This is a genomic window from Idiomarina sp. UBA4520 (assembly GCF_002388365.1).
Classification (GTDB): Bacteria; Pseudomonadota; Gammaproteobacteria; order Enterobacterales; family Alteromonadaceae; genus Idiomarina; species Idiomarina zobellii.
Window position 1 is genome coordinate 56338 of the sequence record NZ_DGMK01000020.1, and the last position, 25254, is coordinate 81591.

Sequence of the window (25254 nt, forward strand, 5' to 3'; positions counted from 1 at the left end):
TGAAAAATATTAGTCGTTAAACTGCTTTCCAAAGAAAGAATCTTCCAACCACTGTGGGCGTTGCGCTGCGTTCGCAATTTCTTCGCCAATAGCGAAGTTGATATTAGTAAAGCGCGCACCTGCTTCATAGTTAATATCGAGGTTAAGTCCGTCACTCGGCTTATGGTAATGTTCAGCGAAGAACGTACCCCAAACTTCGCCGCCGTCTTCACCCTCGGTACGAGAGTTAAAGCCAGTCATTAAGAATACGGCAGGTATGCCTTTCTTAACCAATGTGTAGTGATCTGACCGGGTAAAAATAGCTTGCTCTGGCATAGGGTCCGGGCTTTGCGCAGTATCGTATTTTTTAGCCGCTTTGCTAACTGTTTCTCCAAGCGTTGAATGCGATGCACCAAAGGCAACAACGTCAGCAAAGTCATAAAGCAATACCGGCATATCCAGGTTCACGTTAGCGACGATGCTGTTTAACGGAACGGTTGGATTATTTGCGAAATAATCAGCGCCTAATAAGCCTTTTTCTTCAGCAGTTACTGACAAGAACATAATAGAACGTTTGAACTCTTTGTCTGACTCGACGAATAAACGGGCTGTTTCGAGCATGACAGACACGCCACTGGCGTTATCCATAGCACCGTTATTAATGTTGTCTTCGCGGCTCATGTCTTTAATGACACCAATATGATCGGAGTGGGCAGTGTAAACAACATACTCGTCTTTAAGCTTTTCATCAGAGCCTGGTAAAACAGCGGCAACGTTCGGGCTGCTAATTTCTTCATGGCGAGATTCACGTTTTAGAGTCACTTTCCCGTCTAATTCAAAACCTTTTGGTGAAAAGTCCGGGTCTTCCTGAATCTTTGTGAAAATAGCATCTAATTCTGTTGGCGCGTTCGCAAACAAACGTTTGGCTGGCTCGTCATCTAAATAAGCAGACCCACTAATTTGCTGCTCCTGACCTTTAGGAAGTCCGTTTGGTCCTAGCCAGGTCATACGAGGTGTTTTCGTATAATAAACACTGGTTTCGTATTTGCGGACTTCTTCGCGCACAGGCGTATGCAAGGTAATAATACCGATAGCGCCTTTTTCGCGAGCGATGTCAGACTTAATATTAGACAGGTGAGCGCCTTCTTCACTGGGTAAAAATTCAGGGCGTCCTGTTAACATGACGACAATTTTGCCTTCAACGTTTAAGCCTTCGTAATCGTTAAGACCAAACTCTGGCGCTTCCATACCATAACCAACGAATACCAAAGGTGCAGATACTTGGTCTTGCTCGCTGTAATGGCTTGGCCCGGTAATAAACTCTTTCGGGAATTCGAATTCGACGGCTTCACCATTTACTTCGTAAGTCATTGACGCACTATTTTCTTTTAAGGTGCTTTTACGAAAGGGAATACGCTGATAGTAAGTGCCGTCATCGCCGGCAGGCTCTAAACCCAGGCGTTTGAATTCAGAAACGATATAGTTCGATGCAATTTCATGACCTTCGCTGCCGGTTTGGCGACCTTTAAGATCATCGTCAGCTAAAAACTCAAGGTGTGAGCGAATGTTGGCTTCTTTAGCACTGACACTAACTGTCTGAGACTGAGTCTCAGGTGCACCACAAGCGGCAACGAATACGCTGAGCGCTACTGGTGCAAGGATACGAGAGAATTTCATGAGTTGTCCTCTGGTTTTAATTGTTCTCGAGAATCTAGTCGATTGTACCTGAGCCAACAGCATTCAACCATAGATTACAGCTAAAAGAGTGTTGCAAAATGTTGTTGGTTTACGTAATGTTATAATATAACATAATCAAGAAGGGCGATTCGTCATGAAGCTGAATACATTAACTTTAGCTATTCTCGCTGTTTCATCGACGGCATTAGCGCAAGACCAGGAGCATGAGCACCCGGATCCCACCGAGGTTATCACCATAACAGCTAACCCGTTGGGAAAAACGGCATTAGAGTCGACTCAGCCGGTAAGTATTATTTCTGGTGATGAACTTAAACAAAAGCATGCGCACAGCTTAGGGGAGACCTTATCTTCTGAGCCAGGAATTAATAACACGCACTTTGCTAATGTGGCGGGTAGCCCTATTGTGCGTGGGCTTGGTGGTCCACGCGTCAAAATAACGCAAAACGGTTTAGATACCGGTGATTTCTCGCGCGGAAGCCCCGACCACGCAGTGACAACCGAAACCAGTACTGCGGAGCAAATAGAGGTTCTGCGTGGCCCGGCAACACTTCTATACGGTAGTGGTGCTATTGGCGGGGTTATCAACGTTGTCGATAATCGTATTCCGAGCGAACCGGTTTATGGGCTGCAAGGTAATGTGAATGGCTCACTGTCGTCAAATAACGACAACAAAGAAGCATCGTACGACCTACAAGTAGGTAATGGCACCTGGGCATTATATACCGATGCATTTATTAGAGACGCCGAAGACTATGAAACGGCCTCGTTTATTAATGATGAAGGCGAACGTGTTGACTCCATTGAAAACAGTTTCGTTGAGGCACAGGGCGGCACCTTGGGTGTGAGCTATCAGTTTGATAATGGCTTTGTTGGACTGTCTTATCAAGGACTGTCGCAGGACTATGGTATTCCGGGAAATGGTTATCATGAAGAAGAGTCTTACGAAGCTCATGGTCCTTATGCAAATTTAGAGCAGGATCGCATTCAGCTTTCGGGTCAATGGAGAAGTCCTTTCAGCGGTATTGAGCAAGTGGATTTCCGAGGCGCTATTAACGACTATCAACACCAGGAAATCGAAGAAGATTTCGTCGCAACCCAGTTTGAAAATCAGCAAAAAGAAGTTCGCTTAACGGCACGTCACCAAGAATTAGCGGGCTGGTCTGGTGCTATCGGTTGGCAGTGGGACATTAGTGACAAGTCAGCGATTGGTGAAGAAGCCTTCACACCGGATACTTCCCGCAGAACGCAAGGGCTTTTCTGGGTGGTTGAGCAGGAATTTGGTGATCATCATGTTGACTTAGGTGCACGTTATGAACGTACGTCGTTAGCCAGCGAAGATTGGCAACTCAATACTTTCAGCGCGGTTTCGGCATCGGCGGGCTACTTGTACCACTTTGATAAGCATACGTCTGTATCCGTTAATTTAAGTCACGCTGAACGGGCACCCAGTGGCACTGAAGTGTTTTCCAATGGTAACCACTTTGCGACTCGAACCTATGAGTTAGGACTTGGCTATGAACTGCATGAAGAAGAGTCGGGTGAGTATCATATAGAAGCCGCTGAACATCGTATCGAAACCGAGCGTTCAAATAACCTGGACCTTGGTGTGCATTATGAAACAGATACATTCAATGCGAATTTTAATGTGTTCTATAACCGTGTTGATGACTTTATTTATGATGACTTTGTTGGCATAACTAGTGAGCAAATTCATGGCGATGACGATCACGATGAACATCAGGGAGAAGAACACTCTGAAGAAGATCGCGCTCATGCCGAAGCCTTACAGGTAGTTCAGTTTAATCAGTTAGATGCGGAGCTGTACGGTTATGAGCTTGAGCTAGATTGGCAATTAAGTGACGCTTGGTCAGTCCATAGTTTCAGTGATTACACACGTGCAAAACAACGTGATGGTGGCAGTTTAGCTCGAATTCCGGCTCAACGTCTGGGAGCTGAAGTTCGGTATCAGGCACAAAGTTGGGATGGTTCTTTAGGTTATACCCGCTACTTTTCTCAGGACAATGTGGCTGTAAATGAATCAGAAACGGATGCTTATGGGCTGTTAAATGCACGCGTAAATATGTATCCAAACTGGTTAGCGAATTACGGTGCAACCCTTTACTTGAAGGGGGACAATTTAACGAACCAGCTTGGCTTAGTGCACAGCTCATACCTGAAAGAAGACGCCCCGGTAATGGGACGTCGCTTCCAGGCTGGAGTATCTATGACATTTTAATGAAAGTAAATGCACCGCCACTGATATTCAGTGGCGGTGTTTTCCCGTCAATTCATCGCACACCCACCGACATTTCACAGTCAGTTTGCTATCATTGTTAACGCCTGTTTAACAAATCACTTTAAGGTAGCTGTTTTGTCTCTCGCATCTCGTTTTCTCACCACTTTTGTTGGTGCCTGTATTGTTGTCTTTAGTTCGTCTGCGTACGCAGAAAAGTTAACCATAGAGCGCTTGTTTAGCGCGCCGTCGTTGGTTGGTGAAAAGCCGCGGTCATTGCGTTTTGCGCCCGGCGATAATTATTTGTCGTACTTAAAGGGCAGTGAATCGAACCCGGACCGTTATGACTTGTGGCTTTATGACATCAAAAAAGCGGAACATACACGACTGGTTGCGGCCGACGATCTCAATTCCAGCTCACAGGAGTTATCGGAAGAAGAGAAAGCACGTCGAGAGCGCCAGCGTATCAGTGGGTCCGGCATTATTGAGTACAGTTGGTCAAAAAGCGGTGACGCCATACTGTTTCCATACAACGGCGATATTTTCTATTATTCAGTAAAAAATACCGAAGTAACCCAACTGACTGAAACGGAAGCTTTTGAAACCGATGCCCGTTTGTCCCCAAAAGGGAATTTCGTTTCTTTTATTAGAAATCAAAACCTTTTCTATATCGACTTAGCTACTGGAAAAGAGACGGCAGTAACCACTGCAGGTGGTGAGTTAATTAAATACGGTATGGCGGAGTTTGTTGCGCAGGAAGAGATGAAGCGTATGACCGGTTACTGGTGGGCGCCTGACGAGTCAGCTATTGCCTTAACGCGTGTTGACGAGAGCCCTGTGCCCGTGGCGACCCGAACTGAAATATATGCTGATACCGTTAAGGTGATTAAACAGCGTTATCCGTTTGCCGGTGCAGAGAACGTCAATATCGATTTGGGAGTGTATCAACTTGCTGATGCTTCCATGCAATGGCTTGGTTTAGATGAACTGGGCGATGGGTATTTAACCCGGGTCAATTGGCTGAATGACAGCAAAAGGTTGAGTTACCAGTGGCAAAGTCGAGATCAGCAACGTCTGGACTTACGTCTTTTTAATGTGGATACCGAACAGCAACAGATCTTGGTTGAAGAAACCTCGGATACCTGGATAAACCTTCATAATGACCTCTACTTCCTGGAAGACAATAACCATTTTATCTGGGCGTCAGAGCGCAGTGGATACAAGCATTTGTACCTTTATAGACTCGATGGCTCATTAATTCGCCAACTAACATCAGGTGACTGGATGGTCGACGAGCTGGAAGCAGTTGACGAGAGTACCGGTATTTTGTATTTCACTGCTCGTCGCAAAAGTCCGCTTGAACGTCATTTATATCGTGCTCAGTTAAATAGTGGTTCAAGTAACAACCCAACGCAGATCACGCAACGTGAAGGTATGCACGATGTTGAGTTCTCCTCGACGTTCCATAGTTATATCGATACCTATTCATCGCCTGAGCAGCCGGTACAGGTGAGTTTGCATGGCCCTACGGGCGAGCGTCAGGCTTGGCTACTGGAAAATAAAGTTGATAAAGGCCACCCGCTTGCTAGTTACATGCGCGACTGGAATTATCCTGAATTTGGTCAGTTAACCGCTGAAGACGGACAGACGTTATATTACAAAATGACCAAGCCGTCGGACTTTGATAAAGCCAAGAAATACCCTGTTATGGTTTACGTTTATGGTGGTCCCGGGGCGCAGCGTGTGACCAAAAGCTGGGGAAATCATTTTGTTCAGTATATGACGCAACAGGGCTTTATTGTTTTTACGTTAGACAATAGAGGCTCTGATAACCGTGGAAAAGCGTTTGAAGCGCCTATTTATAAAAACATGGGCTCGCCGGAAGTAACAGATCAGGTAACGGGAGCGACGTTCCTTAAGTCTCTGCCTTACGTTGATGAGGATCGCATTGGCATATACGGGCACAGCTATGGCGGCTACATGACGTTGATGGCGATGTTTAAAGCACCGGAGCACTTTAAAGCGGGCGTTTCAGGAGCGCCGGTAACAGACTGGCGCTTGTACGATACCCATTACACTGAGCGTTTTATGGGCATGCCTGATGAAGGTGAAAACTATGAGGCTGCGTCGGTGTTTCCATACGCAGATGGTCTTAAAGGTGACTTGTTGATGTACCACGGAATGGCCGATGACAATGTATTATTCACGCACAGCACCAAACTCTATAAGCAATTGCAGGACAATGAGCAGCCATTTGAAATGATGAACTACCCGGGCAAAAAGCACTCCATTAACGGACGTCATACAAAAATTCATCTCTACTCGATGATCGCCCAATTTTTTCAACAAACCATTGGCGAACAATAGGTTATAATATGCGCATATCCTTCTCGAAAGAGTTCTCAACAAAGGAGTGGTTATGCGCTTTTTATCTCGCCGTTTAGTAATGCCTAATGATCTTAACTTCGCAGGTTCGCTGTTTGGTGGCCGTATTCTGGAGTGGATTGACGAAGAGGCTTACATTTTTGCCAGCTGCCAGTTAGGCGCTAAAAGCCTGGTAACGAAACACATTGGTGCTATTACTTTTGAAACTTCAGCATTTCAGGGCGACGTCGTTGAGTTTGGTCTGGAAGTGAAAACGGTAGGGCGCACTTCGTTAGCCATTACTTGCTTAGTGCGTAACAAGCATACCAAGCAAAATATCTGTACAGCTGACGATATTGTCTTTGTTCATATTGACCCTGAGACTCGTAAACCAACGGCTCACGGTAAAACGAAGGACGAACTGGACGATTTTGCAGGGTCGCTATAAGCAACCCTGCAAGTTATTAATTAGATAGGTGAGCCTGGAGGAAGTGCTTCAGGCTCATAGTTTTTCGGCCATTCACCATCTTCTATAAAACCGTCAATATCGGCCGCAAGTTGCTTCGCAAAGTTGTTATTGCTCGCAGCTAGCGTGTCTTTCATACGCTGTATTTCTGACATCATCGGTAAACGGCTTTCGGGCGCTAATTCTGCGCGCTGAACTGTCTTGATAAGTGCATTCACCGCTGTTGCAAGCAGTCGCTGGTGCAATGGATTGGCATTGTTTTCATTCCAGTCGTTAAAGACCTGCTTAAAAATTTGTGAGCTCAACTGCGCTGGTGAAGGCACATTAGCATCAGCGTTATGTTGCTGCGCTAAACGGTTTAAACGCTGAGGGTTTAGCATTAATTGCAGTGAGTGGTTCGCGACACTGGAGGCCATGCTGACAGGGTCAGGAATTAACCCTGTGTTGCCGTTAAAACGCTCGCGTGAGTCGCTTTCACCATAGGCCAGAGGTACTAACCATTGTTGTACCTGCGTCGGTACTTCCAACGTTTCTGCACTGATGGTTCTGAGTAACTGAGATAAAGCAGATTGCTGGCGCGAGCCGCCAATTGCTTTGTACCCGTCCGTATTATCACTGGCCAGGTAATACTCATAATTGACACCGCCAAGCCATTTGACCGCCGCTTCTGCCTGATAACGATGCAGCAGATAAACCGGAACGAAATACTCGTGCAGTCGGCTCAGCGGTTCATTGTCATTTAAAAAGGCTTTGCTGAAGTTATTCAGAACTTGTTCTCTAACAGTCAGCAAACGCTCCAGCTCGGTAACAGGGTTACTGCCGTTATCCCATAAATGTGCTGTTGGGTGTGCACCGCCGACGGGTCGCGCATCTCTGTCAGAAATGAAGCTTAATCCTAAGGAGTCGTTTTTATCCAAAATGCGAGCTAACTGGTCAGTCGCTGATGGCATACCACCAAAGTCGCTGTAACCATAAGCAATGACTTGCTTATCCCACACTCCCAAACCGACATCGTAGGCGTCGTTGAGTGTCAGCGTGCCGTCGGTGGTTAAGTTGACCAATGGGTGAGGGTAGTCCATAACGGACGCACGGTCAGAAGGGCTTGCTGCAAAGTTATGGGCAATACCCAGTGTATGACCAATTTCATGAGCGCTTAACTGGCGAATACGAGCTAACGCCATTTTCTGAACAGCGGTTTTTAACTCTTGTTTGTCGTCGACGAAAGGCGTTAATAAGGCCGTCGCAATTTTCATATCCTGACGCACACGCAGTGAGCCTAAGGTGACGTGACCTTTAATAATTTCACCGGTGCGTGGGTCAATAACAGAAGAGCCATAAGACCAACCGCGGGTAGCACGGTGAACCCATTGAATGACGTTGTAGCGAACATCCATAGGGTCTGCGTCCGCTGGCAACATTTTCACTTGAAACGCATTGTCATAACCAATGGCTTCAAAACCTTCCTGCCACCACTTTGCGCCTTCTAATAAAGCAGAGCGAACTGGCTCGGGCGCACCCGGGTCCAGATAGTAAATAATTGGCTGGCGCGCCTCACTCTCAGAAGCTATCGGGTCTTTCTTCTGTAAGCGGTGACGCGGTATGTATTGCACCGTCATAGGCTCGCCAAGCGGGGCCGCATAGTCTTTAAAACTGTGTGACCAGAAGCCACTGTTGGTATGAAACTCTCTTGGTAAGTAGCCGGCATCCGGAAGTTGAATAAAAGAGTGGTGCAAGTGCAAGGTTAAAGCATCTGCATTTGCAGCGGTTTCGCGTACCCAGCGACCTTTACCTTCACCAACAAAGGTTACTTTTGCTTCCAGTTCGGTGTTTTCGGGAAAGGCTTTGCTGCGCTCTGGGTAAACGACAGAGCGTTGAGTATCGACTTTAAACTGCCCTTGTTCGGTGCCCGCCAAGCGTTGGGTTACGCCGTGTACGTCGCTGAATAAGTAGGGTGTGTAGTCGATGAGCACATGCGAGTCACTACTGGCAACAATGTTAAAGCCGTAAAGTACCGCGTCTGCGAAAGCTTCATTCACACTTTGACGTTCCGCGATGTTCTCGGTTTGCGCACGATAATTGGTGTTGTGCTGCATCAGTAACGCTTTGTCGCCTTCAATATGAAAAGACGATAAGCGGGTTTCGCCTAACTGACCTCTGTCCAAACCGATGTCGTTAGAGCCCAACCCCCAGGGAAGACTGGTTTGGAATATAAACTGCTGGCCATTCTTAGGCACTTGCAGGTAGTAATCGCCGTTTGTCTGATCATGATAAAACGTAAAAAAACCGTCCTGTTTCGAAAAGGACTCGGTAAAAGCTTCAATGGTTGCCGGAGGCTTCTGTTCAGCCGCATGGCTGAACGAGGTAAAGCTGCTTAATACAAGCAGGCAAATTAAGAGTATATGTCGCATGGTTTATCCCAGTTGTTCTGCTATTTCTTCTAATATTTGTGTTGTCCACTGTTCAATACGTTCATCAGATAACTCATATTGTGAGTCTTCATCTAGTGATAAGCCGACGAACTGCGAGTTATCTGCGGTTAATGCTTTAGAAGCGGCGAAGTCGTAACCTTGGTTGGGCCAAAAGCCAATGCGTTTACAACCATGATCAGCAATAGCGTCATGCAGCATTCCGAGTGCGTCCTGAAACCAGTCGGTATAGCCTTCCTGGTCTCCCATACCGTAAAGCGCAACGATTTTTCCGCTGAGGTCAACATCGTTAATATCATCCCAGTGACTTTCCCAGTCTTCCTGTAGCTCGCCAAAGTCCCAGGTGGAAATACCGAAAATAAGAATGTCGAACTGTTCGGCGTCTTTAAGGGGAGTGTCCTGAATATTAAACAACGTTACGATGTCTTCGCCAATGGCTTGCTGTATTTTCTCGGCAGCTATTTCCGTGTAGCAGGTGGTAGAACCGTAAAACAAACCAATTTGCAGTGACATAGATTACACCTTGACCTTCAGTTAACGATTGGATGTGGATGCATTGTACCAAAAAGACCGATAGAATGACCCACCTTTGTGACGCAGTATGAATCAAGAAGAGGGCAGTATGGACTTTGATCAACAGGTCGAGCAACTTGAAACGGTGTTCGATGAGGCCGTGGTTTCAGGTAATGACGATGAGTTATTTGCCAGCGGTTATTTGCGTGGTCACTTCGACTTGGTGGTAGCACAGTTGGAAATGTCCGGAAATGCTGATACCGACAAGCTAATGCCGTCGCTCGAGCAGGCGGTTCATGACACACGCCATGAACTTGCACCTGCTGATCAAGCGCACATTAAAAACTTAATGGATAAGTTAGCGGCGAAAGCGGGCGGGAGATAATCTCGCCAGAGCATCGTCGGTCAGCGGTAGGGTATCGTTGCTTATTAGTCCCGCCAGAATTTCGCCTAGCAAAGGCGCCGACGTAAAACCTCTGGAACCCAACCCGGTTATTCCGTAAAGCCCTGAGTACAGTTGACCGACAACAGGTTGATGGTCTGGTGTGGTAGCCCTTACCGACGCTCGTTGTGTATGAACGTCAAGCTCTTTTGCCCAAGACTGCTTTGCGTTGTCGTTGAGTTGCTTAAGGTTTTCTTCGTTATCTTCCAAGCGTGTCGCTAAATCTGTTTCACCACGATTAAACGTAGCCCCCAGACAATGTATGCCTTCAGACTCAGGCACTAAATAGCCTTTATAGCAGAGCACCGCTTTTAAAGGAGCGAGGCTTTTGGTCGTTTTAACTTGAGTTATTTGCCCGCGCACCGGCTTTATCGGCAAAGGTTCAACGTCTGCTGGTAGCAGCTCATTAAAGTTATGACCCGTGGCGAGCACCACACGCTTAGCCTGAATACTTTCTCCGTTGCTCAGTGAAACACGCCAATCACCGTCGGTCGTTCGGCTAATGCTTTGTACTTTATGGTTGAGGACGTCGCTACCGGCTTTCCGGAATAACGACTTAACGACTGGCTCAGGTTTTAACCAGCCCGCTTGAGGATAAAACAGAGCAGGGGTATCGATAGCAATTCCAGCGGCTTTGTTCGTCTCTTCCGCGTTTAAATAACGAACCGTTGTTTCGTTATATAAGTCACTAGCTACTTTTTGAAAGCGCTGCTCTCGTTGTTCATTGAATGCGGGTTGCAAAACGCCGCTGGCTTGCCAGTGCTCGGGCACGTATTGACGGTAAGTATTCAGCGCAGTGCTAAACGCTTGCCAGTATAAGCGACTAAGGGGAGTATGCTCAGCATGCAGTAAAGGGTAAACGGCCCCTTGCGGGTTGCCCGATGCGCCGTCGGCTAAATTTGGCGCAATAACCTTAGTGGTAACGCCGCGTTTATGTAACGAAACGGCACAGCAAGCTGCGCTTATTCCGCCGCCAATAATAACGACGCTATCGGTCTGTGGGTCGACGCTCTGTGTTTCGGGCTTAACGACTTGCCCTTGATACTGACCACACACCATTTCTCGTTTGCGGCCGTAGCCGGGAACTTTGTGAACCGCAAACCCTGCGTCGTTAAGTCCGCGGCGAACCACTCCCGCGGCCGTAAACGTGGCATAAGTCGTTCCTTCATGAGCAGTCATCGCCATGGTTTCGAATAGCTGATTTTGCCACATATCCGGATTTTTTGAGGGGGCAAAGCCATCTAAGAACCATGCATCGACTCTACGTTTGGCTTGTGTCTGCCAGTGAGGAAAAAGCTCGTTAACGTCTCCTATCCACAAATCTAATGTAACTCTTCCCTCTGCAAAGGTAAGGCGGTGGCACCCGGGCTCGGGTGACGGGTAATGAGATAGAAACTGCGAGCTGATACTCTCCACCTCTGGTAGTAAGGCGTAAGCTTGTTGCAGTTGCTGAACAGTTAAGGGAAACTTTTCAAAGCTGATAAAGTGCAGGCGAGCGTTAGCTGGCGCATGCTCAAGAAACTGTTGCCAGGCCAGTAAAAAGTTAAGGCCGGTACCAAAACCTGTTTCTGCAATGGTAAAGCATTCTTGTTTTTTAAGGTTCTGCCAACGCTCAGGTAATCCGTTGTGCTTAAGAAATACGTATTGGCTTTCGTCAATGCCACTTTCTATTGAAAAATAAATATCATCGAAAGTGGTGGAAACAGGTACGCCATACTCGTTAAACTTGACCGACGCTTTAGAATTCAAGTGTTTGCCCCATGATTTATTGGCAGATGCTCGCTATAATAACAAGATTACTAAAAACAGTGCACAAAGCAGACCACATTCTTAGAACACGTTAGTTACTATACCGACGTATAAATGTCAGACAGGATTTTAGAATGAGAAGAGCAGTGATAACCGGCCTTGGTATCGTATCAAGCATCGGTAACAATCAAGAAGAAGTACTGGACAGCTTGCGTCAGGGCAAGTCAGGCATTAGCCGCTCTGAATCTTTTGCGGAGATGGGACTTCGCTGTCAGGTTTGGGGGCCGGTAAAGCTTGACCCTAAAGACCATATCGATCGTAAAGCATTGCGCTTTATGGGTGACTCAGCTGCTTATGCTTATATTGCTATGTCCCAGGCAATTGAAGATGCAGGTTTAAGCGAAGATGAAATTTCCAACCCTCGTACCGGGCTGGTTGTTGGCTCGGGTGGCGCTTCTGGTGAGCATCAAGTTGCTGCGGCAGATATTCTGCGCGAGCGCGGCGTGAAACGCGTAGGGCCTTATATGGTACCTCGTTGCATGGCATCCACGACATCAGCATGTCTTGCGACGCCTTTCAAAATAAAAGGCGTGAACTATTCAATTAGTTCAGCGTGTGCGACGTCAGCACACTGTATTGGTCACGCTTTAGAGCTTATTCAATTTGGTAAGCAAGACCGTGTCTTTGCCGGCGGTGGTGAAGAGCTTCACTGGACTTTGGGCATGGAGTTCGACGCCATGGGCGCATTAAGTACTAAATACAATGATACGCCTGAGAAAGCATCGCGTACCTATGACCAGGGTCGCGATGGTTTCGTCCCTGCTGGTGGTGGCGGTATCTTGGTTATTGAAGAGCTAGAAGCGGCTAAAGCACGTGGCGCGAAAATTTACGGCGAAATTGTTGGCTACGGCGCTACTTCAGACGGCTATGACATGGTTGCACCGTCAGGTGAAGGTGCGGTTCGTTGCATGAAAATGGCAATGGAAACCGTCGACAGCCCAATCGACTATCTGAATACCCACGGAACCAGCACGCCAGTGGGCGACGTGAAAGAACTAGAAGCCATTCGTGAGGTGTTCCCTGAAAAGACACCAATGATTAGCGCAACCAAAGCTATGACCGGTCACGCGTTAGGCGCCGCAGGTGTGCATGAAGCGATTTATTCACTGCTTATGTTGAAGCACGGTTTTGTAACACCGTCTATCAACATTGAAAAGCTGGATGAACAAGCTGATGGTATGAATATCATCCGTCAAACAACCGATGCACCATTACGTACGGTTATGTCTAATAGCTTTGGTTTTGGTGGCACAAACGCGTCATTGGTTATGCGCCAATACGCAGAGTAAGCTGTGTCATCGGTTGGTACGATGAATATCGTCGCCGATAGAAACATTCCTGCGCTGTCGACATTGTTGTCAGGCGCAGGAAACCTTCATTTTTTCTCAGAAAGAGAACCTCCCCCAGAGTTACTGGCAAATGCGGATGCATTGCTGGTTCGCTCTATTACTCAAGTCAATAAAGAGCTATTGGAAAAAGCCCCAAAGTTAACCTTTGTGGCCTCTGCAACTATTGGTACCGAGCATATCGACTCACAAGCCCTGGCTGAAAAAGGTATTGCCTTTGCACATGCTCCGGGGGCTAACGCTGCCTCTGTCGGTGAGTATGTACTATGTGCTGTTTTGCAGTGGTTAAACGGACAAAACATTGATTCGCTAGCTGACTTAGACGTTGCTATTGTTGGTGCTGGCCATACTGGACAGGCTGCGGGCCAACGCTTACAAGCGCTTGGCATGAACGTGCATTATTACGATCCGCCATTGAGTAAAAAAGGCGAAAAGGCAGTTCACGACCACTGGCAACGTGTTATCACAGCCGATATTATTTCCTGCCATGTCCCGTTGACGCGGGGCGACGAGTATCCGACTCACCATTTGTTTGAGCATACGGCGCTACAGTCGCTACATGAAAACCAGTTGCTGATTAATGCCAGCCGTGGTTCTGTGATAGATAACGTCGCATTGCTGGAAAGAGCTCAGCAGGGTGAAAGACCTTTTATTGTGCTCGATGTGTGGGAAGGAGAGCCTAAGGTTTTAAAGCCTTTGGTTGACTACGTTGACATTGCCACTCCTCACATTGCCGGTCATAGCCTGGAAGGTAAGGTGGGTGGTGCCATAATGGTTGCTAATGCTCTGTTGCAGCACTTTCAGCTTGAAACTAATTATGACAAAAGCGCGGTGTTGCCGAACCCTACATGGCCTGCGCTGAACGCAAAACAACTATGGCCATTAAGTTCGCTGTCACATTGGGTCAAGCAGCACTACGACATTATGGAAGACGATGCGCTTTTCCGCCGTGATGCACAGACACAGGAAGGCTTTGATACTTTACGAAAAAAATATCGCAAAGAAAGCCCTCGCAGAGAGTTCATAAATCAGGGCGTTACATGCCATAATAGCGAGCAATATATCCAATTTTTACAGTTGGGCTTTAGTGCCCGACAAGTCAACCGTTAAGGAGTACTTATGGCAGACGGGTTTCGCATAGCAGTTCTTGGTGCAACAGGCTTAGTGGGTCAACAAATGATTGATATTCTAGCTGAGCGAAAATTTCCGGTTGCCGAACTATACCCGTTAGCAAGCGCCCGTTCAGCAGGGGCGACAGTCAACTTTAACGGTGAAGAAACAGAAGTCTTAGTGGCCGATGACTTTGACTGGTCAAATGCCGATATTGCGTTCTTTTCTGCCGGCGGCTCTATTTCACGGGAGTTTGCACCTAAAGCTGCGGAAGCGGGGTGTGTGGTTATTGATAACACGTCGGAGTTTCGTTACGAGCCTGACATTCCTTTGGTTGTGCCAGAGGTCAATGCCTGGGCTCTGGCTGATTTTCGTAACCGAAATATTATTGCGAACCCGAACTGCTCAACTATTCAAATGCTGGTTGCGCTAAAGCCGATACATGATGCTGTGGGTATTGAGCGCATTAACGTTGCCACTTATCAGTCGGTGTCTGGTGCTGGCAAAGAAGCAATGGAAGAATTGGCAAAGCAGACAGCCGAACTGTTGAATGCAAAGCAGCCAACGGTTGAAAACTTCAGTCGCCAAATTGCGTTTAACTGCATTCCGCAAATCGATGTGTTCCAGGATAACGACTACACCAAAGAAGAAATGAAAATGGTGTGGGAAACGCAAAAAATATTTAATGATCCGAGCGTGCGCGTTAATGCGACAGCGGTGCGTGTGCCGGTTTTTTATGGTCACGCTGAAGCCATACATATTGAAACTCGTCAGCCAATAACAGCAGAGCATACCAAGCAGTTATTAAGCGAAGCACCTGGCGTAACGCTTATGGAACAACGTGAAGAGTTCCCTACGCAAGTAAGCGATGCTGCCGGTAAAGACGACGTGTTCGTCGGGCGTGTACGTGAAGATATTAGTCACCCTCAAGGTTTAAATTTATGGGTGGTGTCTGACAACATTCGCAAAGGTGCCGCAACCAACAGTATTCAAATTGCAGAAACTTTAATTCGCGAATACTGGTAATTTAAGCGGCTGTATGTCATAAAGTTTTTATTACTGACGCCGTTAAAGATAAGAGCAAAGCGCGGGCAGAGAACAAGGGATGAAAAAAACGATTACAGGGCAAGTGTATAAACATCTTTCATTGGCAGCACTGTTACTGGTGAGCATCAGTAGTAGTGCTTTGCCGTGGCAGGATGGCACGGTTATTAAAGGCCCTAAAGGTTCTGAAGCTGAAGACGTTCGTATTGGTCAGGAGCGTTATGGACCTATCACCTCTAACGACACCCTGTGGGACATTGCTCGTCGCTACAAACCGCATTCCAGCGTTACTCAGTATCAAACGATGGTTGCCATTGTTCAGGCAAATGATGACGCCTTTGTCGATGGCAATATGAACCGTATGCTTGACGGTTTTTACCTGCGCATACCGTCATTGCAGGAAATTCAAATGGTTAACCCTGAGGCTGCACGTCGACAGGTAGTGGTTGACGGTCAGTTAAAGGAAAAATCACAACAGCTCTCTGAAGTAGAACAAAGCACTCAACGAACACGAGAAGAGCAAACGCAGCTGCTTAAAGAAGCGAAAACGCGTGCAGAACAGGCTGTGCAAGAGGTTGAACAACGTCAGGAACAGAACTTTGAAGACCTGCGCAATGAAGTTCGCAGTTCCATGCAAACGGTTCAGCAAATGTATGACGAGAATCAGTCGTTACAGCAACGTATTGATTCTTTAGCCGAGCGATTGGATGAGCTGGCACAAAGTGCGACCAAAACGGATGAATTAGAAACCCAATTTCAACAAGTTCTTGCTCAGCAGCAGGAGCTGATAGAGCAGCAGGCGGCAATGCGTCAGGCAGAAGAAGAGTCTGGCTTTATTAATTGGCTGCAAAACCCAATCAATATGCTCTTAGTTTCGATACTACCTGCGTTACTGATTATTGGCGGTATTGTTTTATTCTTAATGAAACGCTCTTCGAAGAATAAAGATGAAGAGCCAGAAGTCGCTAGTAAAAAAGAGTTAAGTGAGGAAGAAGCCGCCGCAGAACTCGACAAAGAGTTAATGGGGGGCGCTCCGCAAAATGATACCGGTGACGGCATTTTTGATATCGATGACAGCCAGCAAGCCGAAGACGATGAAGAAGATGAGGGTGACGATTTAAGTGCTCTCGAGGCTGAGCTTAGTGGCTCAGGGAAAGCCGAATCCGAAGAAGACTTCAGTATACAGCTGGACGATGATGAAAATGACAAGTCAAGTCAGCAGGACGCGCCGTCAGCCACTGATGATGCTGATGATGATATTGATGAAGACGACAAAGTCGTGTTACCTGACGACGATGACGACGCAGGTGAGTTGTCTCAGGAAGAGCTGGATAAACTATTTGGCGAGTCGGACGATGATGAAGAAGCCATTGACTTATCTGTTGGTGACGATGAAGTCACTGATGACGAGCCAGCTGCAGATAGCTCAGATGCAGAGACCTCAGACGAAGAGTTAGACTCTGAGGCGCAGCCACAAAATGATGAAGACAATGAAGTGCCTGAGGAAGCCGAATCTGAGTCTTCAGAGAGTGAAGGCGAAACTTCTGAAGATGATCAAGTAGAGGAGCCTCAGGAGGAGAATGCCGAGGAAAGTACCGAGGAGAGTGCCGAGGCGTCTGATGAAGAAGCCGAAAATGACAAGGACGAGTCGGATGACTTACTCCCGGATGACTTTGACGACAGTGAAGTCGATGATGTGCTGGCAGATTTAGGGCTAGGTGACGAATTAGAAGCTGATGAAAGCACCGAAGAAGCATCGAGCGAGGACGTATTAGAAGACACCCCAAGCTCTGACGAGGCGCCTTCTGAAGCGAGCGAGACAGAAGAAGCGATAGATCCGGATGACATTCTTGCCCAGTTCGAAGAAAGTACCACTGATGACACTGAGAACGTTGCTGAGACTGAAGTTGAGAGCGGTGATGACTCCGAACATGATGAAACTCTTGAAGGCGAAGAGGAGAGTGATGATCTTGAGCAACTTCTAAAAGAATCGGATGAAGTGACTCAGGCGCTTGATGACTTTGATGATATTGAAGAAGAAGTTCCGGAAGACGATGAAGCGTTAGATGAAGCAGAAAGTCAGGCCGATGAAGATTTAGAATCACTGTTTGGCGGTGCGCCGGAGACGGACGAAGAATCGCCCGAAACGGAAGAAACGTCTACTGAGGCTGAAACTGAAGCAGAAAGCCAAGATGATGAAGATTCATTTACGGCAAACGACGATGAAGATTACGTCGATATCGATTCGCTGATGGCGGAAGCTGACGAAGAAGACGAAGATGATGACCGCTACGAGTCGTCAGCAGTCAAGGACGTATTGCCGGACGAAGATGCGGGCCAGGAAGGCGATGCGCCGGCGGATGATGATCCAGCTGGGCAGCTCGATTTAGCTCGCGCTTATATTGAGATGGACGAGAAAGATGAAGCGCGGGAAATTCTTCAACAGCTGATTGATGGCGACGACGAAGCGCTTGCTGAAGAAGCAAAAACTCTTAAAAACCGTTTAGATTCGTAAGGTTAAGTAGTATGCGAATAGCTCTGGGGCTAGAGTATGACGGCAGTCAGTACTATGGCTGGCAGCGACAACGTGAAGTCATTAGTGTCCAGCAACACCTGGAAGAGGCATTAAGTAAAGTCGCCAATGAAACCGTTGAAGTCACCTGTGCTGGCCGAACCGATGCGGGTGTTCATGCGACAGCACAAGTTGTGCATTTTGATGTAGAAAGCGAACGAAAAAGTGCGGCCTGGACGCTCGGTGTTAATAGTAACCTGCCCGATGGAATAGCAGTACGCTGGGCAAAGCCTGTAGCAAATGACTTCAGCGCGCGGTTCAGCGCAACAGCCAGACGCTATCGCTACATTATTGCCAATACGCGCTTAAGGCCTGGTATACATTCATCTGGCGTCAGTCATTACCACCAACCACTGAATGAGCACCTGATGCATGAAGCCGCTCAAGCGTTAATTGGAGAGCATGACTTTACCTCCTTTCGGGCAGCTCAGTGCCAGTCACATTCGGCTAACCGTAATGTCACTCGGTTAGAGGTAACGCGCAAAGGTAACTTTGTTATTGTCGATATTAGCGCCAACGCATTCCTTCACCACATGGTGCGAAATATTGTCGGTAGTCTTATTGTTATAGGGCAGGAGCAACAGCCTACATCCTGGCTCAAAGAGTTACTCGAATTAAAAGATAGGACGCAGGCCGCAGCAACAGCCAAGCCAGGCGGTTTATATTTGGTTGCGGTGACTTATCCTGACGACTATGAAATTCCTGTGGTAACTCCAGGGCCACTCTGGTTAGAGTGACTGTTATGACCTCTTTTCTTGATTGAATTGTGCTACCATGTAAGCTATTCCAATAAACTTATTAGAGCTGTAAGCCGAATATTATGAGCTGGATTGAAAGAATTCTCGCAAAGCCAAAAATAAACAAGAGACGCGGTGTTCCTGAAGGGGTTTGGAGCAAATGTACCTCTTGTGACAACATTATTTATCGTGCTGACTTAGAGCGCAGTCTGGATGTTTGTCCTAAATGCGATCATCACATGCGTGTGACCGGTCGACGCCGGCTGGATATCTTTTTAGATGAAGGTAACCGAGAGGAAATAGGTACCGACCTTGAGCCGAAAGATGTCCTAAAGTTTAAAGACTCTAAAAAGTATAAAGACCGTATTGCTGCGGCGCAGAAAAGTACCGGCGAAAACGACGCGCTTATTGCGCAAAAAGGTATGGTAAAAGGTGTTCCTCTGGTCGCCGTTGCTTTTGATTTTAATTTTATGGGCGGGTCAATGGCCTCAGTGGTTGGCGCTAAGTTTGTAAAAGCCGCTGAAGTTTGCCTGGAAAAACGCATACCTTTGGTTTGCTTCTCAGCATCGGGCGGCGCTCGTATGCAGGAAGCCTTAATGTCATTGATGCAAATGGCTAAAACGTCTGCGGCGCTGGCTCGTATGAGTGAAGAAGGTATTCCGTTTATTTCTGTATTGACTGACCCGACCATGGGTGGGGTATCGGCCAGTTTAGCAATGCTCGGTGATATCCATATTGCTGAACCTAAAGCGCTTATTGGCTTTGCCGGTCCTCGAGTTATTGAGCAAACTGTGCGTCAGACTCTTCCGGAAGGCTTCCAGCGTGCTGAGTTTTTGCTTGAGCACGGTGCTATCGACATGATCGTGGACAGACGCGACATGCGTGACACAGTGGCGCGCTTGCTGGCAAAAATGCAACACCTGCCTTCCCCCGAAACGGCTGTTGATACCCAACCTGAAACAGAATGAGTGACACTCCTTCATACATACCTGTCGCTTCTGACAAGCTGCAGGTATGGCTCGACTATCTGGAAAAGCTTCACCCTACCGAGATTGATATGGGGTTGGAGCGTGTGTCTCAGGTAGCTGCAAATGCAGGTGTATTGACACCTGCACCATACGTCATCACGGTTGGCGGAACTAATGGAAAAGGCTCGACAGTTTGTTACTTAGAAGAAATGTTGTCGGCCGCTGGCTATAAAACCGCAGTGTATACTTCTCCGCATATCGTCAAATATGAAGAGAGGGTACGTATTAACCGAAAAATGCTGCCTGAACAAAGTCATGCGAAAGCGTTTTCGGTTATCAATGAGGCGCGGCAGCAAACTTCCCTTACCTATTTTGAATTTGGTACTTTGGCTGCTTTACATCTTATTAAGCAGGCAGACGTTGACGTAGCCATACTTGAAGTAGGCTTAGGAGGGCGGCTCGATGCAGTTAACTGTGTTGAACCTGATGTGTCAGTCATTACCAGTGTCGGTATTGACCATATCGCTTTCCTTGGTGATAACCGCGAACAAATAGGTCGCGAAAAAGCGGGTATAGCGCGTAATAATAAACCGCTGATTTGTGGTGATGAAAATGCGCCTGAGTCAATAAAGGAGTCGGCTGATACTATTGGCGCCAAACTTATCCAAGTAGGGAAAGACTTTTTCAGAAAAGAGCTTGAAAAGGACTGGGAATATCGCAGCCATAGGGTCTATGCTCGCCACCTCCCCAAACCTAAGTTGCCGCTCATTAACGCATCAACAGCTATTGCGGCTATTGAGCATCTGCCACTTCCTGTTAGCCTCGACGCGATTAAAATGGGCTTAATTTCCGCTGCTTTGACAGGTCGAATGCAGGTCGCGCAGTATAATAATGTCGACGTGCTCTTAGATGTTGCTCATAATCCTCAGGCCGCTGCTTATGCTTCAAGGTACATTGCATCGAGCTACAAGAATAGGCCGATTTATGCTGTTATTGGCATGCTGTCGGATAAAGATCATGTCGGGGTCAAAGCTGCGTTACAGCAAATCATTACACAGTGGTTTGTCGGTACGTTAAAAGAGCCTCGCGGTGAGCAAGCCGACAAATTAGCGGAAGTTATGGCACTGACAGATAACTATCGAACCTTTGACAGTGTGAACGCGGCTTTTGAGAGTGCAATAGAAAAAGCCAGTCAATGTGACGAGAAGCCACTGGTTTTCGTGTTCGGCTCGTTTTACACTGTGTCCAGCGTTAATCAATTAATAGTGGGAGCGTGACCTTGGCCAGTCCTTTGCAAAACCGTCTTGTCGGTACCTTAATACTTGTCGCTTTAGCGGTAATTATTATTCCTGAAGTACTGGATGGTAAAAAAGAGCAGCCGGTCGACCCCATCGAAACCATACCTTTGAAGCCTGAGTCTGAAGAGGCTTTGCAGCAGCCTAACGCAATGTCTGACGACTTGATTGCGGAACCTGTAGAAGAAGTGTCACAGCAAGAAGACACTGAGGTGACAGCAGAGTCCGCCGAGCCTATCGCCGAAGATAAAGGGCTTAAAGCGCCTCCCAGAGAGCCGGTCGAAGCAGAAATTGACGGTAAAGCCTGGGTTATTCAACTCGGTGCTTTTAGTAAAGAAGACAGCGTCAGAAAGCTTGTTGAACAGCTTAGAGATAGAGGTTACGCGGCTTACTCAGAAAAGTCAGCCAGTGGGAAAATAACTCGGCTGCTTGTGGGACCTGATACCTCTGAAGCGGAGCTTCAAAAACAACTGGCTCCACTGAAAGAACTGACGGGACTGGACGGCAAAATAATGACGTACAAGCCATAAAAAAGTGCAATATGTGTGTAAAAAACTCACAATTATGCACCTGTTCTGTTAAAATCCACGCCGTCTTTTGCGCAGCAAATGTGAGTGCTTATGGTCTGGATTGACTATGCCATTATCATTATTATTGGCCTGTCCTCAGTAATTAGCTTGGTTAGGGGCTTTGTCAAAGAAGCAGTCTCCCTGGCAATTTGGATATCTGCATTTTTCATCGCCAGTTATTTTTACCAAGACTTAGCTGTTTACTTCACTGGCATTGAGCAGCCTATGCTCAGAAACGCCGCCGCCATAGCCGCTTTGTTTGTTGCGACGCTGATTATTGGCGCAATTCTTAACTACATTATTTCAAAACTGGTTCAACACACTGGGTTATCTGGAACAGACAGGGTGCTGGGGCTGGTTTTTGGTGCGCTCAGAGGTTTGCTCATTGTTAGCGCATTATTGTTTTTTATCGACTCATTTACGCCGCTATCGTCCAGCGAGTGGTGGCAAAATTCGTTACTCATTCCTCATTTTGGACTCTTTATTCAATGGTTCTTCAGTTACCTGGAGAACAGCTCGAGTTTTTTAGTCCCTCAACCTGTATAGAATGGTGAAAAGACATGTGTGGTATTGTTGGTATTGTTGGTAAGCAGCCGGTTAACCAAGCGCTTTATGATGGTTTAACCATGCTTCAGCATCGGGGGCAGGATGCCGCAGGCATAATGACCGTTGATGAGCACAATACATTACGTTTGCGCAAGGCAAACGGTTTGGTTCGGGATGTTTTTCATACCCGTCATATGCACCGTTTATCCGGTACTGTTGGTATCGGTCATGTTCGCTACCCAACGGCAGGAAGCTCAAGCTCTGCAGAGGCTCAACCATTTTATGTGAACTCGCCGTTTGGTATTGCTATGGCACATAACGGTAACCTGACAAACGCAGCCGATGTTCACGAGCATTTGTTTAAAACCGCCCGTCGCCACATTAATACCACGTCAGATTCAGAGATTTTACTGAACGTCTTTGCTAACGAACTGGATAAAAACGATAGCTTAACGCTAAACGATGATGATATTTTCAGAACGGTTACTGCTGTTCACCGAAAAGTTCGCGGCGCATATGCAGTTGTAGCAATGATCATTGGGCATGGTTTGGTTGCCTTCCGTGACCCATGGGGCATTCGTCCTCTGGCATTGGGGAAACGAGATACGGAAGACGGAGAAGAGTACATTGTTGCTTCTGAAAGTGTTGCTATTGACGGCACAGGCTTTAAATATCTGCGAGATGTCGAGCCTGGCGAAGCTATCTTTATTACCAATGACGGTAAGCTCTATTCGCGGCAGTGCGCTGATAAACCTATGCATTGCCCGTGTATATTTGAATATGTCTATTTTGCCCGCCCTGACTCGTTCATCGACGGTATTTCGGTTTATGCTAGCCGTGTCAATATGGGCCGTAAACTGGGTGAAAAACTGAAACGCGATTATGCCGACTTAGATATCGATGTGGTTATTCCTATCCCGGAAACAAGCTGTGATATTGCTCTGGAAATTGCCAGTGTGCTTGATTTGCCGTATCGCCAGGGTTTTGTGAAAAACCGCTATATTGGCCGCACGTTCATTATGCCGGGACAAACTCAGCGTCGTAAGTCGGTTCGTCGTAAACTCAACGCAATTAGTGCTGAGTTTAAAGGCAAGAACGTCTTGTTAGTAGATGACTCTATCGTGCGTGGCACAACCTCTGAGCAGATTATTGAAATGGCTCGTGAGGCGGGAGCTAAAAAGGTGTATTTTGCATCAGCAGCGCCTGAAATTCGTTTCCCGAATGTTTATGGTATTGATATGCCGAGCGCAAACGAGCTAATTGGGCACGGTCGTGAAGCTATCGAAATTCGCGACATGATTAAGGCTGACGGTTTAATTTATCAAGACCTTGATGACTTAGTCGCCGCAGTAGGTGAAGAAAATACGTCAATTAAACGTTTTGAAACCTCGGTATTTAGTGGTGAGTATGTCACGGGTGATGTAAACCAAGAGTATCTGGACAAGTTACATGCTGCTCGCAATGATACGGCAAGAGCGGAGCGAGAAGGCTCTGAAGACGCGAACTTAGAGTTGCATAACGATAACGACTAATTTGGCTGCTTAGAGCATTTAACGCAATTAAAAAGGGCGCTGAGGAATACTCCCAGCGCCCTTTTGTATGGAAGTTCAATGTGAACTAGTCACGTTGGAACGCGTAGACTGAACCTAACTTCATAATTTGAGTTAACTCATCCAAAGCGGCGCGAGATTCTTCTAATAAGGCTGGATCTTTTAAGTCATCGACCGCTAATTCATCGCGATAGTGTTTATTAACCCATTGGTTCAAACGGTCAAACAGCGCGTCCGACATTAAGCAATTCTGATTTGCTGCCGCAATTTCTTCGTCGTTCATGGCTACACGTAGGCGCAGACATGCTGGGCCACCACCGTTGCGCATACTCTGCTTTACGTCAAAGAACTTCACGTGCTTAATAGGACCGCCTTGGCTGACAAGGCCTTCCAGGTAACTTTTTACACGTGGGTTCTCTTCACATTCTGTTGGGGCAATAATTGTCATTTCACCATTCGGTGGCGTGATAAGCTGAGTGTTGAATAGGTAAGTGCTTACTGCATCTTCCACACTCACATCGTCAGTTGCGACTTTAATAAAGTGTAGCTCACCATCGTTGCCGAATTTTTTCTGAATTTCAGCCAGTTTAGTGTCAGTATCTGCGAAAGCTTGTTCGTGGTAGAAAAGGACATTCTGGTTACCGACAGCAATGACGTCATTATGGAAAACCCCTTGGTCAATAACATCGGGGTTTTGCTGCATAAATACGGTGTTGTCTTCGCTCAGGCCGTGCAGGCGGGCAATAGCCTGAGATGCTTCCAGAGTTTGACGTGCCGGATAGCGTTTAGGCGCAGGCTTCGAGCTGTCAAATGCATGGCGACCATAAACAAATACCTCGACGCCGGCATGACCGTACTCATTACATAAACGCGTATGGTTTGCTGCACCTTCATCACCAAAATGTTCGTTATCAGGCAAGTGTTTATGGTGTTCGAAGTAGCGAGAATTTTCGAACATGGCCTGTAGTATGCGGCCGCTGGTTTCGGGCTCTAATGAACGGTGATATTTGTTCGTTAAATTAGCCGGTGTAAAGTGAACTTTGCCATTAGCAGTATCAGCACTTGGCGATACTGTTGCTGCATTGGCTGTCCACATGCTGGATGCAGAGCACACCGCCTGAAAAATAGCGGGAGCTTCAGAGGCGGCTTTATAAAGCACTTCAGCGTCAGTTCCGGTAAACCCTAAGCGACGCAATGCGTGCGTGTCAGGACGCTCTTGTGGCGCAAGAACACCTTGCTTCATCCCCATATCGTGCAACGCCTTCATTTTTTTCAAGCCTTGCAATGCCGCATCTTTTGGGCTGGATGACGCTTTAGCATTTGCTAAAGACGCGACGTTACCAAAAGACAGTCCGGCGTAATTATGGGTTGGGCCGACTAAGCCGTCGTAGTTGACTTCAAAGTGTTCCATGCTCACTAGGGATTACTCCTGCACGTTGTGTGCACCTGCTCATTGAATTTGTGACACATTATACTGTTTTAAAATGCCCTTGAAAGCCTTTATTTTAAAGCCTTTGCTAAGGCCCCGCTTGTTTTGACTGAATATTTAATTTGTGCGAATTTTTATCAAAAAGCACCAATCATGGT

19 protein-coding genes are annotated in these 25254 nt (G+C 47.0%); 14 read left to right on the forward strand and 5 right to left on the reverse strand.

Going from position 1 to position 25254, the window contains the following annotated elements; translation table 11 throughout:
• Positions 1-9: 9 nt before the first annotated feature.
• Positions 10-1656 (reverse strand): M28 family metallopeptidase, encoded by a 1647-nt coding sequence (locus tag B3850_RS08630; protein WP_286911643.1) that lies wholly within the window; start codon positions 1654-1656, stop codon positions 10-12.
• Between the two features lie 154 nt (positions 1657-1810).
• On the opposite strand from B3850_RS08630, the gene B3850_RS08635 reads away from it, so the two are divergent.
• From B3850_RS08635 to B3850_RS08645, 3 genes are all read left to right on the forward strand, one after another.
• Positions 1811-3913 (forward strand): TonB-dependent receptor, encoded by a 2103-nt coding sequence (locus B3850_RS08635; protein WP_286911644.1) that lies wholly within the window; start codon positions 1811-1813, stop codon positions 3911-3913.
• Positions 3914-4048: 135 nt separating this feature from the next.
• A complete protein-coding gene (locus B3850_RS08640; RefSeq protein WP_286911645.1) occupies positions 4049-6277 on the forward strand; it encodes a S9 family peptidase in 2229 nt (742 codons plus the stop codon).
• Positions 6278-6329: 52 nt separating this feature from the next.
• On the forward strand, positions 6330-6722 hold the full coding sequence (locus B3850_RS08645; protein ID WP_053952867.1) for an acyl-CoA thioesterase: 393 nt from the start codon (positions 6330-6332) through the stop codon (positions 6720-6722).
• 20 nt (positions 6723-6742) lie between these two features.
• Here the strand turns inward: B3850_RS08645 and B3850_RS08650 are convergent, their stop codons facing one another.
• Together B3850_RS08650 and fldB are read right to left on the reverse strand one after the other, a co-directional pair.
• A complete protein-coding gene (locus B3850_RS08650; protein ID WP_286911646.1) occupies positions 6743-9148 on the reverse strand; it encodes a zinc-dependent metalloprotease in 2406 nt (801 codons plus the stop codon).
• A 3-nt stretch (positions 9149-9151) separates the two neighbouring features.
• Complete coding sequence (gene fldB, locus B3850_RS08655) at positions 9152-9673, reverse strand: flavodoxin FldB (RefSeq protein WP_286873303.1); 522 nt, start codon at positions 9671-9673, stop codon at positions 9152-9154.
• A 94-nt stretch (positions 9674-9767) separates the two neighbouring features.
• Here fldB and B3850_RS08660 point away from each other — a divergent pair, with 94 nt between their 5' ends.
• The gene (locus B3850_RS08660; protein WP_053952865.1) at positions 9768-10064 is read left to right on the forward strand and encodes a YfcL family protein; all 297 of its coding nucleotides are present in this window, start codon (positions 9768-9770) and stop codon (positions 10062-10064) included.
• Here B3850_RS08660 and mnmC read toward each other — a convergent pair.
• Entirely contained in the window at positions 10038-11870 is a 1833-nt protein-coding gene (mnmC, locus tag B3850_RS08665) for a bifunctional tRNA (5-methylaminomethyl-2-thiouridine)(34)-methyltransferase MnmD/FAD-dependent 5-carboxymethylaminomethyl-2-thiouridine(34) oxidoreductase MnmC (RefSeq protein ID WP_286873298.1), read from the reverse strand. The two genes, B3850_RS08660 and mnmC, sit on opposite strands and share 27 nt — an antisense overlap.
• Before the next feature lie 134 nt (positions 11871-12004).
• Between mnmC and fabB the strand changes: the two genes are divergently transcribed.
• The 10 genes from fabB (at position 12005) to purF (ending at position 23649) form a co-directional block, all read left to right on the forward strand.
• Positions 12005-13219 carry a beta-ketoacyl-ACP synthase I gene (gene fabB / locus B3850_RS08670; RefSeq protein ID WP_286873295.1) on the forward strand — a complete coding sequence of 405 codons (1215 nt, stop codon included), beginning with the start codon at positions 12005-12007 and terminating at the stop codon, positions 13217-13219.
• A gap of 21 nt (positions 13220-13240) precedes the next feature.
• Positions 13241-14386, forward strand: a complete 1146-nt coding sequence (locus tag B3850_RS08675) for a 4-phosphoerythronate dehydrogenase (RefSeq protein WP_286873292.1) — start codon at positions 13241-13243, stop codon at positions 14384-14386.
• A gap of 9 nt (positions 14387-14395) precedes the next feature.
• Positions 14396-15412, forward strand: coding sequence for an aspartate-semialdehyde dehydrogenase (locus B3850_RS08680; RefSeq protein ID WP_286873289.1), 1017 nt, complete (start codon positions 14396-14398; stop codon positions 15410-15412).
• A 79-nt stretch (positions 15413-15491) separates the two neighbouring features.
• Positions 15492-17945, forward strand: a complete 2454-nt coding sequence (locus tag B3850_RS08685; RefSeq protein WP_286873287.1) for a FimV/HubP family polar landmark protein — start codon at positions 15492-15494, stop codon at positions 17943-17945.
• An 11-nt stretch (positions 17946-17956) separates the two neighbouring features.
• Positions 17957-18739, forward strand: a complete 783-nt coding sequence (truA, locus tag B3850_RS08690; RefSeq protein WP_286873285.1) for a tRNA pseudouridine(38-40) synthase TruA — start codon at positions 17957-17959, stop codon at positions 18737-18739.
• 83 nt (positions 18740-18822) lie between these two features.
• Positions 18823-19707, forward strand: coding sequence for an acetyl-CoA carboxylase, carboxyltransferase subunit beta (gene accD, locus B3850_RS08695; protein ID WP_053952858.1), 885 nt, complete (start codon positions 18823-18825; stop codon positions 19705-19707).
• A complete protein-coding gene (folC, locus tag B3850_RS08700) occupies positions 19704-20984 on the forward strand; it encodes a bifunctional tetrahydrofolate synthase/dihydrofolate synthase (protein ID WP_286873281.1) in 1281 nt (426 codons plus the stop codon). Before accD ends, folC begins: the two co-directional genes overlap by 4 nt.
• A complete protein-coding gene (locus tag B3850_RS08705) occupies positions 20981-21532 on the forward strand; it encodes an SPOR domain-containing protein (RefSeq protein ID WP_286911647.1) in 552 nt (183 codons plus the stop codon). Before folC ends, B3850_RS08705 begins: the two co-directional genes overlap by 4 nt.
• Before the next feature lie 90 nt (positions 21533-21622).
• On the forward strand, positions 21623-22117 hold the full coding sequence (locus tag B3850_RS08710; protein ID WP_286911648.1) for a CvpA family protein: 495 nt from the start codon (positions 21623-21625) through the stop codon (positions 22115-22117).
• Between the two features lie 14 nt (positions 22118-22131).
• Positions 22132-23649, forward strand: a complete 1518-nt coding sequence (gene purF / locus B3850_RS08715; RefSeq protein WP_286911649.1) for an amidophosphoribosyltransferase — start codon at positions 22132-22134, stop codon at positions 23647-23649.
• An 85-nt stretch (positions 23650-23734) separates the two neighbouring features.
• Here the strand turns inward: purF and astB are convergent, their stop codons facing one another.
• On the reverse strand, positions 23735-25078 hold the full coding sequence (astB, locus tag B3850_RS08720) for an N-succinylarginine dihydrolase (RefSeq protein ID WP_286911708.1): 1344 nt from the start codon (positions 25076-25078) through the stop codon (positions 23735-23737).
• Between the last annotated feature and the right edge of the window lie 176 nt (positions 25079-25254).

Bases quoted from the DNA above. Each gene is read 5' to 3' on its own strand.
- B3850_RS08630 (WP_286911643.1), bottom strand. From the start codon at position 1,656: ATGAAATTCTCTCGTATCCTTGCACCAGTAGCGCTCAGCGTATTCGTT.
- B3850_RS08635 (WP_286911644.1), top strand. From the start codon at position 1,811: ATGAAGCTGAATACATTAACTTTAGCTATTCTCGCTGTTTCATCGACG.
- B3850_RS08645 (WP_053952867.1), top strand. From the start codon at position 6,330: ATGCGCTTTTTATCTCGCCGTTTAGTAATGCCTAATGATCTTAACTTC.
- B3850_RS08650 (WP_286911646.1), bottom strand. From the start codon at position 9,148: ATGCGACATATACTCTTAATTTGCCTGCTTGTATTAAGCAGCTTTACC.
- B3850_RS08660 (WP_053952865.1), top strand. From the start codon at position 9,768: ATGAATCAAGAAGAGGGCAGTATGGACTTTGATCAACAGGTCGAGCAA.
- fabB (WP_286873295.1), top strand. From the start codon at position 12,005: ATGAGAAGAGCAGTGATAACCGGCCTTGGTATCGTATCAAGCATCGGT.
- B3850_RS08675 (WP_286873292.1), top strand. From the start codon at position 13,241: ATGAATATCGTCGCCGATAGAAACATTCCTGCGCTGTCGACATTGTTG.
- B3850_RS08680 (WP_286873289.1), top strand. From the start codon at position 14,396: ATGGCAGACGGGTTTCGCATAGCAGTTCTTGGTGCAACAGGCTTAGTG.
- B3850_RS08685 (WP_286873287.1), top strand. From the start codon at position 15,492: ATGAAAAAAACGATTACAGGGCAAGTGTATAAACATCTTTCATTGGCA.
- truA (WP_286873285.1), top strand. From the start codon at position 17,957: ATGCGAATAGCTCTGGGGCTAGAGTATGACGGCAGTCAGTACTATGGC.
- accD (WP_053952858.1), top strand. From the start codon at position 18,823: ATGAGCTGGATTGAAAGAATTCTCGCAAAGCCAAAAATAAACAAGAGA.
- folC (WP_286873281.1), top strand. From the start codon at position 19,704: ATGAGTGACACTCCTTCATACATACCTGTCGCTTCTGACAAGCTGCAG.
- B3850_RS08710 (WP_286911648.1), top strand. From the start codon at position 21,623: ATGGTCTGGATTGACTATGCCATTATCATTATTATTGGCCTGTCCTCA.
- purF (WP_286911649.1), top strand. From the start codon at position 22,132: ATGTGTGGTATTGTTGGTATTGTTGGTAAGCAGCCGGTTAACCAAGCG.
- astB (WP_286911708.1), bottom strand. From the start codon at position 25,078: ATGGAACACTTTGAAGTCAACTACGACGGCTTAGTCGGCCCAACCCAT.